Below are 14,590 nucleotides of genomic sequence, written 5' to 3' on the forward strand. Positions count from 1 at the left end.
AGTGTACGCCATGCCGGGGCGCGGATAAAGTCCCAGCATTTTGGTAGGAATAGGGCCGGCAGCGACTCTCTCCCGAAGCCCTCACAGGTTCTGATAGCGATTCATGTCCAGCACTCCCGCCTCCACCGGCTGGGTTTCGCGGATGTGCGCGGCCAGGTCGTGGAACAGGCTCCAGAAGCGCGGATCGCTGCGGCGCACGCCCCAGCGCTGCACGATGCGCTCGAAATCCTCCGCCGCCTCGGCCTGTTGCAACGAGGCGACGAAGGCGCCCACCTCCCCTTCACGCAGGCTGAACAGGAAGTTCGGGTAGCTGCTCAGCACTTCCGGGTACAGGGTCAGGGTGTCCTTCTCCGGCTGGTAGCGCAGCGACTCGCCGAGCATGAAGGCCACGTTGCTGTGCGCACGGTTGCGCAAGAGGCTGTAGACCTCGCGCCCGCCGCCATCCAGCTCGACGCGCAGCAGGGTCGCCTCGGGCAGGAACCCGATGGCCTTCAACTGCGCCAGCGGCCGGGCCGCCAGCGCGCTGAGGCGCTGGTCGATCTGCTGCACGGCGGAATTGGCAGTGGGCCGGTAGCAGCGCCCGTCGCGGCAGCGGTTGAGCGGGTCGGGCCGCGCGTTCAGCGTGCCGTACCGTTCCAGCAGGCGCGCAGCGAAGGCTTCCTTGGGATCGCCCGGTGGCAGGACCAGGCCGCTGGGCGTGTCGCTGTCTATGCGTTCGTAGTTCAGCCACACCTTGAGCAGGCCGCCATCCTGGTACCAGTCGTGCAGGATCGCCCGGCGCTCGCCCGGCGGCATCAGGCGCAGGAAGTTCTGCTCGGCGCCGTTGCGGATCAGGTCGAAGTACAGACGCGTCTGCGCCTGGTGGGAGACGTTGCCGAACACGTCGAAGTTGACCACCAGCGCGTAGTAGGTGCGCTCCAGCAGCGGGAAGTCCAGCCACCACAGGGTCTGCGGCACGGCACCGATCAGGCCTTTGCGCACCGAGGCGCTGTCATGCTGGCGGAAGATGCTCAGCAGCGCGTTGTCGTTGCCGGCCCAGATGTGCGACCAGCTCGGATACGGCGTGTGCGAGTAGGCCTCGCGGCGCGCCGCCTCGTAGTCGCCCAGCTTGCTGCGGTAGCGGTGCCAGACCAGCGGCAGGCGGGCCAGGTCGTCCTCCTGCCCCGGCAGCGCCAGCAGCGGCGTCACCTTCTCGCGGTAGTCGGCATCCAGCAGATAGAGATCGTGGGCGGGGGCCTGGAACAGCGTCCAGAAGTGGTCGCGGATCACGTCGGTGGCGATCTGCCCGCGGCACACCGGGCCGCGGATGAAGGTGCGCACGAAGTATTCGGCATCGTCCAGCATGAACTGGTAGCGCGCTCGGGCCGGGATGGCGGCGAAGGTCTCGAACGGGTTGGCACGGCGCTGCGGGCCGTAGCCGGGCAGCGCCTTCGCCATCCAGTCGCCGCTGAAGAACAGCTCCTCGATCCGCCTGAGCTTGTGGGGACCCAGCGCGTAGGTGATGTGGGTCTTGTGCACGATCACGCCCTGGATCGGCCGCAGGCGGTAGTGGAAGCTGGTGCCGGGGTCATCGTTGGGACGGCGGGTGGCAATCACGTCCACCGCCTCGCCGCTGGGGCTGCGCGAGCGCACCAGCTCGAAGAAGCGCCCGCTTTTCCCTTGGTCGAAGTACAGGTGGGCGAGAAACAGGTGCTCGTATAGCCAGCGCGCCACCAGCTGCTCGCGGGCGCCGGGGCGGTTGAGCAGCGCCTCCCAGGCGGCGACCTGCGCCGCCTCGGAAGCGCTGGCGACCACCGGTTCGCCATCCAGGGGCGCGCCCTCGGCCAGCCAGCGGCGCAGGGTGGCGTACTCGCCGTCGCTCAGGCCGCTGACCGCGAAGGGCATGCCGGCACCGGGGTTCCTGCGCGCGAACTCGTCGAACTGCTCGGGCTTCGGACACTGGTTTTCGCGGTAGATGCCGATCTCCAGATCCTCCGGCAGCTTCGCGCCGGGCAAGGGCGCATGGGCGCGGCCCAGCTCGAGCATCCGGGCCACCAGCGCGGCATCGCCGCCGCCCAGCACCGAATGGAAGCCCTGCGCCCGCCAGCCGGCTTCCGTCTGCGCATCGACGAACAGTCGCGTGGTGGCGTCGGCCTCGATGCGCTTGCCGTTGTACACCGGCACCTTCGAGGCGCCGCGCTGGATACCGGTGGCGCTGCCCAGGTTGAGCTGGCAGGGCGCGTCGTAGCAGGCATGGCAGGCCACGCACTTCTGCGTGAGGATCGGCTGCACGTCGCGAGTGAAGGACACCGGCGCGGCGGACAGCGGCAGGCTGAGCAGCAGGCTGACCAGCAGCAGGAGGAAGATGGGCATGAGGCTGTCCGTGGCGGGCGATGGAGGATTCTAGCCGTTTGCCCAGCGCACTGGTGTGCACGAGCCGTAGGGTTGGCAACTCGTGCAGCGATTGCCTACCGGGCAGGCCGCGCCGGCGGCACCACGATCGTGCCCACGCTCCGCGTTGACACGCAGCCCCGGCCGTTCCTGCGGCCGATGGACGCGGAGCGTCCAGAGATCCGGCTCCCACGTGGAACGTGGGAACCATCAGCCCCCGACAACATGAACAAAATTCATGGCTTCCCCCTCCCCGCTCCAGAACCATGCAGCTTTGCTATCATGCCCGCCTTCACGATCCACCCTGTCCAGGTAGTCCCCATGTCCGACCGCGCCGCCCGCCTCCAGGCCCTCCAGCAAGCCCTCAAGGAACGCATCCTGATCCTCGATGGCGGCATGGGCACCATGATCCAGAGCTACAAGCTGGAAGAAGAGGACTACCGCGGCGAGCGCTTCGCCGACTGGCCGCAGGACGTCAAGGGCAACAACGACCTGCTGCTGCTGACCCGTCCGGACGTGATCGGCGCCATCGAGAAGGCCTACCTGGACGCCGGTGCCGACATCCTCGAGACCAACACCTTCAACGCCACCCGCGTCTCCCAGGCCGACTACGGCATGGAGGAGCTGGTCTACGAACTGAACGTCGCCGGCGCCCGCCTGGCCCGCCAGGTCGCCGACGCCAAGACCGCCGAGACCCCGGACAGGCCGCGCTTCGTCGCCGGCGTGCTCGGCCCGACCAGCCGCACCTGCTCGATCTCCCCGGACGTCAACAACCCCGGCTACCGCAACGTCACCTTCGACGAGCTGGTGGAGAACTACACCGAGGCCACCCGCGGCCTGATCGAGGGCGGCGCCGACCTGATCCTGATCGAGACGATCTTCGACACCCTCAACGCCAAGGCGGCGATCTTCGCGGTGCAGCAGGTGTTCGAGGAAGACGGCGTCACGCTGCCGATCATGATCTCCGGCACCATCACCGACGCCTCCGGGCGCACCCTGTCCGGGCAGACCACCGAGGCGTTCTGGAACTCGGTGCGCCACGCCCAGCCGATCTCCGTGGGCCTGAACTGCGCCCTTGGCGCCAAGGACCTGCGCCCGTACCTGGAAGAGCTGGCCACCAAGGCCGAGACCCACGTCTCCGCCCACCCCAACGCCGGCCTGCCCAACGCCTTCGGCGAGTACGACGAGACACCGGCCGAGATGGCCGTGGTGGTCGAGGAATTCGCCGCCAGCGGCTTCCTGAACATCGTCGGCGGCTGCTGCGGCACCACCCCGGCGCACATCCAGGCCATCGCCGAGGCGGTCGCCAAGTACCCGCCGCGCGCCATCCCGGTCATCCCCAAGGCCTGCCGCCTGTCCGGCCTCGAGCCGTTCACCATCGACCGCAGCTCGCTGTTCGTCAACGTCGGCGAGCGCACCAACATCACCGGTTCGGCCAAGTTCGCCCGCCTGATCCGCGAGGAAAACTACGCCGAAGCCCTCGACGTCGCCCGCCAGCAGGTGGAAGCCGGCGCCCAGGTGATCGATATCAACATGGACGAGGGCATGCTGGACTCGAAGGCGGCGATGGTCACCTTCCTCAACCTGATCGCCTCCGAGCCGGACATCTCCCGCGTGCCGATCATGATCGACTCCTCCAAGTGGGAGGTGATCGAGGCGGGCCTGAAGTGCATCCAGGGCAAGGGCATCGTCAACTCGATCTCCATGAAGGAAGGCGTCGAGCAGTTCAAGCACCACGCCCACCTGTGCAAGCGCTACGGCGCCGCCGTGGTGGTGATGGCCTTCGACGAGGTCGGCCAGGCCGACACCGCCGCGCGCAAGCGCGAGATCTGCCAGCGCAGCTACGACATCCTGGTCAACGAAGTCGGCTTCCCGCCGGAAGACATCATCTTCGACCCGAACATCTTCGCCGTGGCCACCGGCATCGAGGAGCACAACAACTACGCGGTCGACTTCATCGAGGCCTGCGCCTACATCCGCGACCACCTGCCCTATGCCCTGTCGAGCGGCGGCGTGTCCAACGTGTCGTTCTCGTTCCGCGGCAACAACCCGGTGCGCGAGGCGATCCACTCGGTATTCCTCTACCACGCGATCCGGAACGGCCTGACCATGGGCATCGTCAACGCCGGCCAGCTGGAGATCTACGACGAGATCCCCGCCGAGCTGCGCGACAAGGTCGAGGACGTGGTGCTCAACCGCCACGAAGGCAGCACCGAGGCGCTGCTGGCCATCGCCGACCAGTACAAGGGCGACGGCAGCGTCAAGGAGGCCGAGACCGAGGAGTGGCGCAGCTACGACGTCAACAAGCGTCTGGAGCACGCGCTGGTCAAGGGCATCACCACCTTCATCGTCGAGGACACCGAGGAAGCGCGCCAGCAGTGCGCGCGGCCCATCGAAGTGATCGAAGGCCCGCTGATGAGCGGCATGAACGTGGTCGGCGACCTGTTCGGTGCCGGCAAGATGTTCCTGCCGCAGGTGGTCAAGTCCGCACGGGTGATGAAGCAGGCGGTGGCCCACCTGATCCCCTTCATCGAGGCCGAGAAGGGCGACAAGCCGGAGGCCAAGGGCAAGATCCTCATGGCCACGGTCAAGGGCGACGTGCACGACATCGGCAAGAACATCGTCGGCGTGGTGCTCGGCTGCAACGGCTACGACATCGTCGACCTCGGCGTGATGGTGCCGGCGGAGAAGATCTTGCAGACCGCCATCGCCGAGAAGTGCGACATCATCGGCCTGTCCGGGCTGATCACCCCGTCGCTGGACGAGATGGTCCACGTCGCCAAGGAAATGCAGCGCCAGGGCTTCAGTCTGCCGCTGATGATCGGCGGCGCCACCACCTCCAAGGCGCACACCGCGGTGAAGATCGAGCCGCAGTACAACAACGACGCCGTTGTCTACGTCACCGACGCCTCGCGCGCGGTCGGCGTGGCCACCACCCTGCTGTCGAAGGAACTGAAGACCGACTACGTCGCCAAACTGCGCACCGAATATGCGGAAGTGCGCGAGCGCACCGCCAACCGCAGCGCGCGCATCGAGCGCCTGAGCTACGAGGCCGCGCTGGCCAACCGCCCGCAGTTCGACTGGGCAGGCTACCAGCCGCCGGTGCCCTCCTTCACCGGCGTCAAGGTGCTGGAAGACATCGACCTCGAGCTGCTCAGCCAGTACATCGACTGGACGCCGTTCTTCATCTCCTGGGACCTGGCCGGCAAGTTCCCGCGCATCCTCACCGACGAGGTGGTCGGCGAAGCGGCGACCAGCCTGTACAACGACGCCCAGGCGATGCTCAGGAAGCTGATCGACGAGAGGCTGATCAAGGCCCGCGCCGTGCTGGGCTTCTGGCCGGCCAACCAGGTCGCCGGCGACGACCTGGAGGTCTACGGCGACCACGGCGAGAAGCTGGCCACTCTGCACCACCTGCGCCAGCAGACCATCAAGCCGGACGGCAAGCCCAACCTGTCGCTGGCCGACTTCGTCGCGCCGAAGGACTCCGGAGTCACCGACTACGTCGGCGGCTTCATCGTCACCGCCGGCATCGGTGCCGAAGAGCTGGCCAAGGCCTACGAGGCCAAGGGTGACGACTACAACAGCATCATGGTCAAGGCGCTGGCCGACCGCCTCGCCGAAGCCTGCGCCGAGTGGCTGCATGAGCAGGTGCGCAAGGACTACTGGGGCTACGCCCGGGACGAGGCCCTCGACAACGAGGAACTGATCAAGGAGAAGTACCAGGGCATCCGTCCGGCCCCCGGCTACCCGGCCTGCCCGGACCACACCGAGAAGGGCACCCTGTTCGCCCTGCTCGACCCGCAGGCTGACACCGGCAAGCCGGGCCAGAGCGGCGTGTTCCTCACCGAGCACTACGCCATGTTCCCCGCCGCCGCCGTCTCCGGCTGGTACTTCGCCCACCCGCAGGCGCAGTACTTCGCCGTCGGCAAGGTCGACAGGGACCAGGTGGAGAGCTACAGCAAGCGCAAGGGCCAGGAGCTGGCCGTGACCGAGCGCTGGCTGGCGCCGAATCTGGGTTACGACGCCTGATCAACAACGGATGATTCAACGGTGGGCAAGAGCGATCTTGCCCACTTCGCTTCTGGAGACATAGATGTCCCTCCCCACCTACGATCAGTTCATCGAGCCCATCCTGCGTTTTCTGGCCGCCAATCCGGCCGGCGCTGCAACTCGCGAAGTGCATGAAGCGGCTGCCAAAGCCCTCCACCTGAGCGAGGAGCAGCGCCAGGAGGTGGTTCCCAGTGGCCAACCTACCTACAAGAACCGCACCGGCTGGGCTCACGACCGTCTCAAGCGTGCCGGACTGTCCAACAGCCCGAAACGCGGCTACTGGAAGCTGACCGAACAGGGTTTTGCCTACGCGGCCAAAAATTCAAGCCCGCTACCGCCTGACGAGGTTGAGCGCCTGGCGATGGCATTCGTCAACATGAAATTGAAGGCTGCCAGCGACGCAACTCCACTGGAGGAAGAAACCGAAGAAACGCCAGCGGCAACCTCGGCTACCGCCAGCCCCGACGACCGTCTGGAGCAGGCTCTCAAGGAGCTGCGTGATGCCGTCGCTGCCGACCTGCTGGACAACCTGCTGCAGGTTTCGCCCGGGCGTTTCGAGATCATCGTCCTCGACGTACTGCATCGTCTCGGCTATGGCGCCAGCCGCAACGACCTGCAACGTGTCGGTGGCTCCGGTGACGGCGGCATCGACGGCATTATCTCGCTGGACAAGCTGGGGCTGGAAAAGGTCTACGTACAGGCCAAACGCTGGCAGAACACCGTCGGACGTCCAGAGCTACAGGCATTCTATGGCGCACTGGCTGGTCAGAAGGCCAAGCGCGGCGTGTTTATCACCACTTCGGGGTTCACCGCTCAGGCCATCGATTTTGCCCGCTCGGTCGAAGGCATCGTGCTGGTCGACGGCAGCAAACTGGTCAACCTCATGATGGACCATGAGGTTGGCGTAACTTCACGCCTCATCAAGCTGCCCAAGCTGGATAGTGACTATTTCGACGAGGAAGCGGGCTGAATCCCGATGAGCACACCATCAATCCGCCCTTTTCTCCCCGGCGAAGAGCTGCAACTGCACGCCCTGTTCCACGACTCGGTTCACCGGCTGGCAGTCGCTCATTACTCAGCGGAGCAGTTGGAGGCTTGGGCGCCGGCGGACTTCGACGAGCACGCCTGGAGCGAGGGCATCCGCCGCAACCGCCCGTTCGTGGTCGAGGATGTAACAGGTACGCTGCTCGGCTACGCCGACCTGCAGCCAGACGGCCATATCGACCAGTTCTTCGTCGCGGCCGATGCCTCACGACGCGGCGTCGGTACGATGTTGCTGGTTTTCCTCGAACGGCGTGCCCGTCAGCTCGGCATCCTGGAGTTGAGTGCCGACGTCAGTCTGTGCGCGGAGGCTTTCTTTCTCCGCAATGACTTTCGGGTGATCGCGCGGCAGTTGCCGGTCGTGCGCGGCATCGCGCTGGCCAATGCGCGAATGTTCAAAGCGCTGGGCTGAGCCGCCGCACCGTCCGTGTGGCGCGCCCGCCTCTCGGCAGGCCCCTCCAGCTACGCCCCCTCAGTGGCTCTTGCCCCCGCCCGAACGCCGCTTGATCCTGATCGAATACTCCAGCTTCGGCTTGCGCGTCACGCTGATCGGGCGGCGGGTGACGGTGTCGAGGGTGATGTTCCAGAAGCCGTCGCCCGGTACGCGGATCTTCGCCGGGAAACGGTCGAAGTGGCCGCCGATGTAGTTGTGCCGGGCGCCGTTCTTGAAGGCGCGGAAGTTGGCGTCGTTCATCAGGCGGATGTTGCAGGGCTGCGAGCTTTCGATGATGACCAGGTCGTCCTCGTTGAGCTGTTCGCGTTGATGGATGAATTTCATGGTGATTCCAGAGCACGTTGCAAGGCGCGGAACATAGCACGAAGCCGCAGCTTTCGCTCCGTCGCAGCGGTTAAACTCGCCTCCCCCTCCACGCCCACCGCGAGCCATGAACCTGCAGCGACTCTTCAAACTGACCGTATGGCTGGCCGGCCTGTGGCTGGCGTGGATCGTGCTGACTCCGGCTTCCAAGGCGCCTCCGGTGAGCGGCGACCTGGCTGGCGGCCAGCTGCGGATCGGCGATCATCGCGTTGAAGCGCTGCAGCCCTTCCAGCTCGAGGAGGCGCTGGTGCTGGGGCGCGAGGACTACCGCTTCGACCGCGGCGCCCAGGTCTCGCCCACCGACCTGGCGCTGGGCTGGGGCCCCATGGCCGATCCGGGCCTGTCCGGGCAGATCGAGATCCGCCAGAGCAACCGCTGGTATTACTGGCGAGCCGACGAGCTGCCCATCCCCCGCCGGGAGATCGAGAGGCACAGCGCCAACATGCACATGATCCCGGCCAGTGCCGCGGTAGCCGCCACGCTGGACAGGCTGCAGGCGGGCGCGCGTATCCGCCTGTCCGGCCAGCTGGTGCGTGTCGAGGGCGATGACGGTTTCCAGTGGGTCAGCTCCCTGAGCCGGGAGGACACCGGCGCTGGCGCCTGCGAGCTGGTCTGGGTCGAGCAGCTGACCGTGCTGCCCTGACCCGGACGCCCGGAAACAAAAAGCCCCGCTCGGTGGCGGGGCAAACAGGGGAAACTCTCAGTTCGTTCAGCGTACGCAGGCGAGCGTGAAGATTTCGTGAGGCGGATGTCGGCAAGATGAGAAAACGCGCAGCCGGAAGGCTTCCGGACGATCTTCGCCGGCTGCCAGGGCCGCGGTAAGCTGCACGGCGCAAACGCCCGTCCTGTCCCTACCCACAAGGAGAGTCCCATGCTCGAAGGCAGCTGCCTGTGCAACGCGGTCCGCTACGAAATCCACGGCGAACTCGGTCCCATCGTCATGTGCCACTGCTCGCGCTGCCGCAAGGCCAACGGCTCGGCATTCGCCACCAACGCCTCGGTGAGCACCAGCGCGTTCCATCTCGTCCAGGGACAGGAAGCGCTGGCCGAATACCAGTCCTCGCCGGGCGTGTTCCGCGTGTTCTGCGGCAAGTGCGGCTCGCCGCTGTACAGCCGTCGCCCGGGGCAGCCGGAGCTGCTGCGCCTGCGCATCGGCACGCTGGACACACCCATCGCCGGCAAGCCGACCGCGCACATCTTCGTCGGCTCCAGGGCCGAGTGGTGCGAGATCCACGACGACCTGCCGCAGTACGCCGAGCGCCCCGCCTCCTGAACGCAGCCCCGCAGGCCTTGGTCGAGCCTGCGGGGTGGACAGGCCGGGGAAACCCGCCACACTTTCACTGACCTGTCCTGCTGGCCTGCACCGCCGCGCGTTGTCCCGGCGCGGCAACCTGTCAGCGGTGCGCCCGGTCTGCAGCAGCGGAGATGCTTCACGATCAGGGCGGAGGCCCCATGCGCAAGACTCCGATCCGCATTGCCACCTTTGTCGGCCTGCTCCTGCTAGGCCTGCTGGTCCTTGCCGCCGGCGTCTGGGGCGCGCTGGCCCTGCTCTACGCGGGGCCGCGCGACGAGCCCCTGCGCAATGCCCTGGCTGCCGGCGTCGCCCTTGCCACGCTGCTCGCCCTCGGCGCCCTGCCGCTGCACCGCTGGCGGCGGACGATGCTGGGCTGCTACCTCACCCTGTTCGTCGTCCTGCTGGTCTGGTGGCACGGCATCGAGCCCTCCAACCAGCGCGACTGGCTGGCGGACGTCGCCGTGCTCCCCCATGCCAGCATCGAAGGCGACATGGTCACCGTGCACGACATCCGCAACTTCGACTATCGCAGCGAAACCGACTTCACCCCCGCCTGGTACGACCGGCGCTTCGACCTGCGCCAGCTGCAGGGGGTCGATCTGGTCGCCGTGTACTGGATGGGCCCGGCCATCGCCCACATCTTCCTCAGCTTCGACTTCGGCAAGGGCGACCACCTGGCAGTGTCCATCGAGACGCGCAAGGAAAAGGGCGAAGGCTACTCGACCCTCAAGGGTTTCTTCCGCCAGTACGAGCTCTACTACGTGGTGGCCGACGAGCGCGACGTCATCCGCCTGCGCACCAACTACCGGCACGACCCGCCGGAGGATGTCTACGTCTACCGCCTCAAGGGCGATCTCGACAACGGCCGGCGCCTGTTCCTCGAATACATGCAGCGCATCAACGAGCTGCACGAGCGCCCCGAGTTCTACAACACCCTGACCACCAACTGCACCACCACCATCTGGATGAACACCCGGGTCAACCCCAGCCACCTGCCGTTCGACTGGAGGATCCTGGCCAGCGGCTACCTGCCGGAGTTCCTCTACGAACAGGGCCGCCTGGACACCCGCGGCCTGCCGTTCGCCGAACTGCAGCAGCAAGTCCACGTCAACGCCCGGGCACAGGCCGCAGACAGCGCCGCAGACTTCTCCAGACGCATCCGCGAGCTGAGCCAGCCCTCATCCGCCGGCGTTGCGAGCGACGACTTCGACACCGGACAGTGAGCGAAACCACCACTCAGGACCAGCGCAACAGGGGTAAATGGGCATGCAACTTCGTGATCGGATCGTCCTTGTCGCCTTGGCCCTGACGATGGCCGCCATGCCGCCCGCCCTGGCCGTGCCGGCGGACAGCGGCGCCACCGCCCGGCCGGAAGGCAGCACGAAACGCCCACGGATCTGCCTGGTCCTCTCCGGCGGCGGCGCGCGGGGCGCGGCGCACGTCGGCGTGATCAAGGTGCTCGAGGAGTACCGGGTGCCGGTCGACTGCATCGCCGGCACCAGTATGGGCGCCCTGGTCGGCGCCGCCTACGCGACCGGCACCTCCACGGCGGAGATGGACACCATCCTCAACACCATCTCCACCGAGCTGCTGTTCAAGGAGGACCCGCCGCGCCAGGAACGCTCCATGCGCCGCAAGGAGGACGACTACGGCATCCTGTTCACCCCCGAGGTCGGCCTGGACAAAGGCCAGGTCAAGTTCGGCAAGGGCGTGGTCACTGGCGTACAGCTGGAAACCGTGCTGCGTCGGCTGTCCAAGGCCAAGGGGCACTACCGCTTCGACATGCTGCCGATTCCCTACCGGGCCGTGGCCACCGACCTGGTGACCGGCAAGGCGGTGGTGTTCAACCAGGGCGAGCTGGCCAACGTGATGCGCGCCAGCATGTCGGTACCCGGCGCGGTGGCGCCGGCGGAGTTCGACGGCATGATTCTGGTCGACGGCATGCTCACCAGCAACCTGCCGATCCAGACCGCGCGCGAGGAGATGGGTGCCGATATCGTCATCGCGGTGAACGTCGGCACCCCCCTGCTCACCCGTGAGCAGCTCAGCGGCATCTTCGGCGTCACCGGGCAGATGCTCAGCATCCTCACCGAGCAGAACGTGCAGGCCTCGCTCGCCACCCTGCAGCCGCAGGACATCCTCATCTCCCCCGACCTCGGCGACTTCTCGACCGGCGACTTCGACCACCTGGAGCAGATCGCCCCGATCGGCGAGGCGGCGGCGCGCCAGGTTGCCGACCGCCTCGCCCGGCTGTCCCTGCCGGCCGCCGAGTATGCGGCGCTGCGCCAGGGCCAGACCATCGCCGTGGCGCCGGACCTGCGCCCGGTCGACGAGATCCGCTTCGAGAACCTCAAGCGCGTCAATCCGAAGACCGCCCAGGCGGCCATGGACACCAGGCCCGGCGAGCAGATCGAGCAGGACACCCTCGACAGCGACATGCGCCGCATCTACGGCACCGGCGACTTCGAGCACGTCAACTACCGCTTCATCGAGGAGCCCGGCAAGCGCATCCTCGCCGTGGACGCCGTGGAGAAATCCTGGGGCCCCAACTACCTGCGCTTCGGCCTGGGACTGTCCAGCGACTTCAGCGGCGATGCGTTCTTCAACATCCTCGGCAGCTACCGCAAGACCTGGATCAACGACCGCGGCGCCGAGTGGCGTACCGACGTGCAGCTCGGCCATACCAGCGGCCTGTACACCGAGTTCTACCAGCCCTTCAGCGCCACCAGCCGCTTCTTCATCGCGCCGCATGCTGCCATCGAGCGGCGCACCGCCGATCTCTACCGCGACGACGACCGCGTGGCCAGCTACGAGATGACCTCCATGCTCGGCGGGGTGGATGTGGGCAGCCAGTTCAGTCGCTACGGAGAATTCCGTATCGGTGCAGTCGGCGGACGCCTCAAGCCGCAACTGGACACCGGCCCCGAGAGCCTGTCGCCCGGCGAGTCGCGGATCATCCAGGGGGCCTGGCGCGCCCGGCTGAAGCTCGACCAACTCGACAGCGTGCACTTCCCGCGCTCGGGCTGGCGCGCCGGAGCCGGCATCTTCGACTCGACCGGCGCGCTCGGCGCCGACGACGAGTACACCAAGTGGGACGCCGACGGCAACGGCGCGTTCTCGTTCGGCAACCACACCCTCAACCTTGCCTTCAAGGCCGGCGACAAGATCGGCAGCAATCCCCTGCCGCGCTACGACCAGTTCCAGTGGGGCGGCTTCCTGACCGGCTCCGGCTACGCCACCGGCCAGTTGCTGGGCGAGCAGCTGCAGTTCGGCAGGCTGATGTATTACCACCGGATCCTCGAAGGCAGCATCTTCGAGGGCGCCTACACCGGCTTTTCCCTGGAGGCCAGCCGGATCGGCAATCCGCTGGTTCCGGGCAACAGCGAAGACTGGCTCAGGTCCGCCGCCATCTTCATCGCCGCCGACAGTCCGCTCGGCCCGGTCTATCTTGGCTATGGGCGTGCGGAGGACGGCAACGACAGCTTCTATTTCTATCTGGGCAGGCCGTTCTAGGGACATGACCGCCAGCCGACCGCCGTCGACATTTGCAGGGGCAACCATGAGCAGCGAGAAGAAATCGCACAAGAAGAGCAGGACCGCGAGCCACCAGCCAGCCGAACCAGCCCCGGTATTCCGCTCCCGGGAAGAGCGCATCAACACCGGGCGAGCGCTGCGCGAGAAGATCCCGCGCAGCAGCCATGCCGCCTGGACACCGCCGGCCAGGCACCGCAACCCCATCGCCATCCTCGAGAAGTCGAACGAGGATCGTCTGGCCGAGCTGGTGCCGATCCGCTACGGGCGCATGCTGCGCAGCCCCTTCGCCTTCCTGCGCGGTTCGGCGGCGCTGATGGCCCACGATCTCGCCACCACCCCCAGCACCGGCATCCGCGTGCAGGCCTGTGGCGACTGCCACCTGATGAACTTCGGCCTGTTCGCCACGCCGGAACGCAACCTGGTGCTGGATCTCAACGACTTCGACGAAAGCCTCCCCGCCCCCTGGGAGTGGGATATCAAGCGGCTGGCCGCCAGTTTCGCGGTCGCCGGACGCGACAACCGGCTGTCCGATGATGAGTCGCGGGATGCGGCCGTGGCCTGCGTGCGCGCCTACCGGGAGAACCTGCGCGAATACTCCCGGATGAGCCCCCTGGAGGTCTGGTACTCGCGCCTGGACGAGGCCACCCTGATCGAGATGGCGCCCGACGAAAAGGTGCGGAAACTGCGCCAGCAGCTCGCCGACAAGGCCCACGAACGGGTGGTCGAGAACGTCTTCCCCAAGCTGGCCGAGCAGGTGGCCGGGCACCCCCGCATCGTCGATCAGCCGCCGATCATCTACCACGTCGCCGATCCCGAATTCCTGGACAAGGTCCATGAGGGGCTGGCGGACTACCGGGCGACGCTGTCCGACGAGCGCCGTGTGCTGCTGGATCGCTATCGCCTGGTGGATGCCGCGCTGAAAGTGGTGGGTATCGGCAGCGTCGGCACCCGCTGCTTCATCACGCTGATGTTCTCCGAAGAAAACCACCCGCTGATCCTCCAGTTCAAGGAAGCCTGTCACTCGGTCCTCGAACCCTACGCGGGGAAAAGCCGCTATGAAAACCAGGGCCAGCGCATCGTCATGGGGCAGCGGCTGATGCAGTCCTCCAGCGACATCTTCCTCGGCTGGGCCCGCGGCCGGAGCGGGCGCGACTTCTTCGTGCGCCAGCTGCGCGACATGAAGATGTCCATCCCCATGGAGGGCATCTCGGCCACACAACTCGAGCGCTACGCCGGGCTCTGCGGCCTGGTGCTGGCCCGGGCCCATGCCAAGTCGGGGGATGCGGCGACCATCAGCGGCTATCTGGGCAAGGGCGACGCCTTCGACGAGGCGCTGGGCGATTTTTCCCTCGCCTATGCCGATCAGACCGCGCGGGACCATGCGGTCCTGGTGGAAGCGGTGAATTCCGGACGGCTGCAGGCGCTCATCGAGGAGGAGTAGTACCCGCACGCCGGTTCCACGACTGGGGGCCCATCGGCCC

Annotated in this window: 10 protein-coding genes; 8 read left to right on the plus strand and 2 right to left on the minus strand. The window is 66.8% G+C overall.

Annotated elements, in window-relative coordinates:
• Positions 1-81 precede the first annotated feature (81 nt).
• Entirely contained in the window at positions 82-2,352 is a 2,271-nt protein-coding gene (locus tag RA210_RS06925) for a fatty acid cis/trans isomerase (protein WP_201485870.1), read from the minus strand.
• Between the two features lie 339 nt (positions 2,353-2,691).
• Here RA210_RS06925 and metH point away from each other — a divergent pair, with 339 nt between their 5' ends.
• The 3 genes from metH (at position 2,692) to RA210_RS06940 (ending at position 7,876) form a co-directional block, all read left to right on the plus strand.
• Entirely contained in the window at positions 2,692-6,402 is a 3,711-nt protein-coding gene (gene metH / locus RA210_RS06930) for a methionine synthase (protein ID WP_201485871.1), read from the plus strand.
• A gap of 64 nt (positions 6,403-6,466) precedes the next feature.
• The gene (locus tag RA210_RS06935; protein ID WP_201485872.1) at positions 6,467-7,393 is read left to right on the plus strand and encodes a restriction endonuclease; all 927 of its coding nucleotides are present in this window, start codon (positions 6,467-6,469) and stop codon (positions 7,391-7,393) included.
• A gap of 6 nt (positions 7,394-7,399) precedes the next feature.
• Positions 7,400-7,876: a GNAT family N-acetyltransferase gene (locus tag RA210_RS06940; protein ID WP_201485873.1), complete on the plus strand. Its 477-nt coding sequence runs from the start codon at positions 7,400-7,402 to the stop codon at positions 7,874-7,876.
• A gap of 60 nt (positions 7,877-7,936) precedes the next feature.
• Here the strand turns inward: RA210_RS06940 and RA210_RS06945 are convergent, their stop codons facing one another.
• Complete coding sequence (locus tag RA210_RS06945) at positions 7,937-8,242, minus strand: DUF1883 domain-containing protein (protein ID WP_201485874.1); 306 nt, start codon at positions 8,240-8,242, stop codon at positions 7,937-7,939.
• Between the two features lie 106 nt (positions 8,243-8,348).
• Here RA210_RS06945 and RA210_RS06950 point away from each other — a divergent pair, with 106 nt between their 5' ends.
• The 5 genes from RA210_RS06950 to RA210_RS06970 all read left to right on the plus strand — a co-directional run bounded on the left by RA210_RS06950 (position 8,349) and on the right by RA210_RS06970 (position 14,550).
• A complete protein-coding gene (locus RA210_RS06950) occupies positions 8,349-8,924 on the plus strand; it encodes a hypothetical protein (RefSeq protein ID WP_201485875.1) in 576 nt (191 codons plus the stop codon).
• A 228-nt stretch (positions 8,925-9,152) separates the two neighbouring features.
• Positions 9,153-9,554 carry a GFA family protein gene (locus RA210_RS06955; protein WP_136488606.1) on the plus strand — a complete coding sequence of 134 codons (402 nt, stop codon included), beginning with the start codon at positions 9,153-9,155 and terminating at the stop codon, positions 9,552-9,554.
• Positions 9,555-9,733: 179 nt separating this feature from the next.
• Positions 9,734-10,798, plus strand: a complete 1,065-nt coding sequence (locus RA210_RS06960) for an Lnb N-terminal periplasmic domain-containing protein (RefSeq protein ID WP_201485876.1) — start codon at positions 9,734-9,736, stop codon at positions 10,796-10,798.
• 43 nt (positions 10,799-10,841) lie between these two features.
• On the plus strand, positions 10,842-13,088 hold the full coding sequence (locus RA210_RS06965; RefSeq protein WP_201485877.1) for a patatin-like phospholipase family protein: 2,247 nt from the start codon (positions 10,842-10,844) through the stop codon (positions 13,086-13,088).
• Between the two features lie 46 nt (positions 13,089-13,134).
• Positions 13,135-14,550, plus strand: coding sequence for a DUF2252 domain-containing protein (locus RA210_RS06970; RefSeq protein WP_201485878.1), 1,416 nt, complete (start codon positions 13,135-13,137; stop codon positions 14,548-14,550).
• Positions 14,551-14,590 lie beyond the last annotated feature (40 nt).

The sequence above is a fragment of the Pseudomonas sp. OF001 genome, from assembly GCF_904426495.1.
Classification (GTDB): Bacteria; Pseudomonadota; Gammaproteobacteria; order Pseudomonadales; family Pseudomonadaceae; genus Geopseudomonas.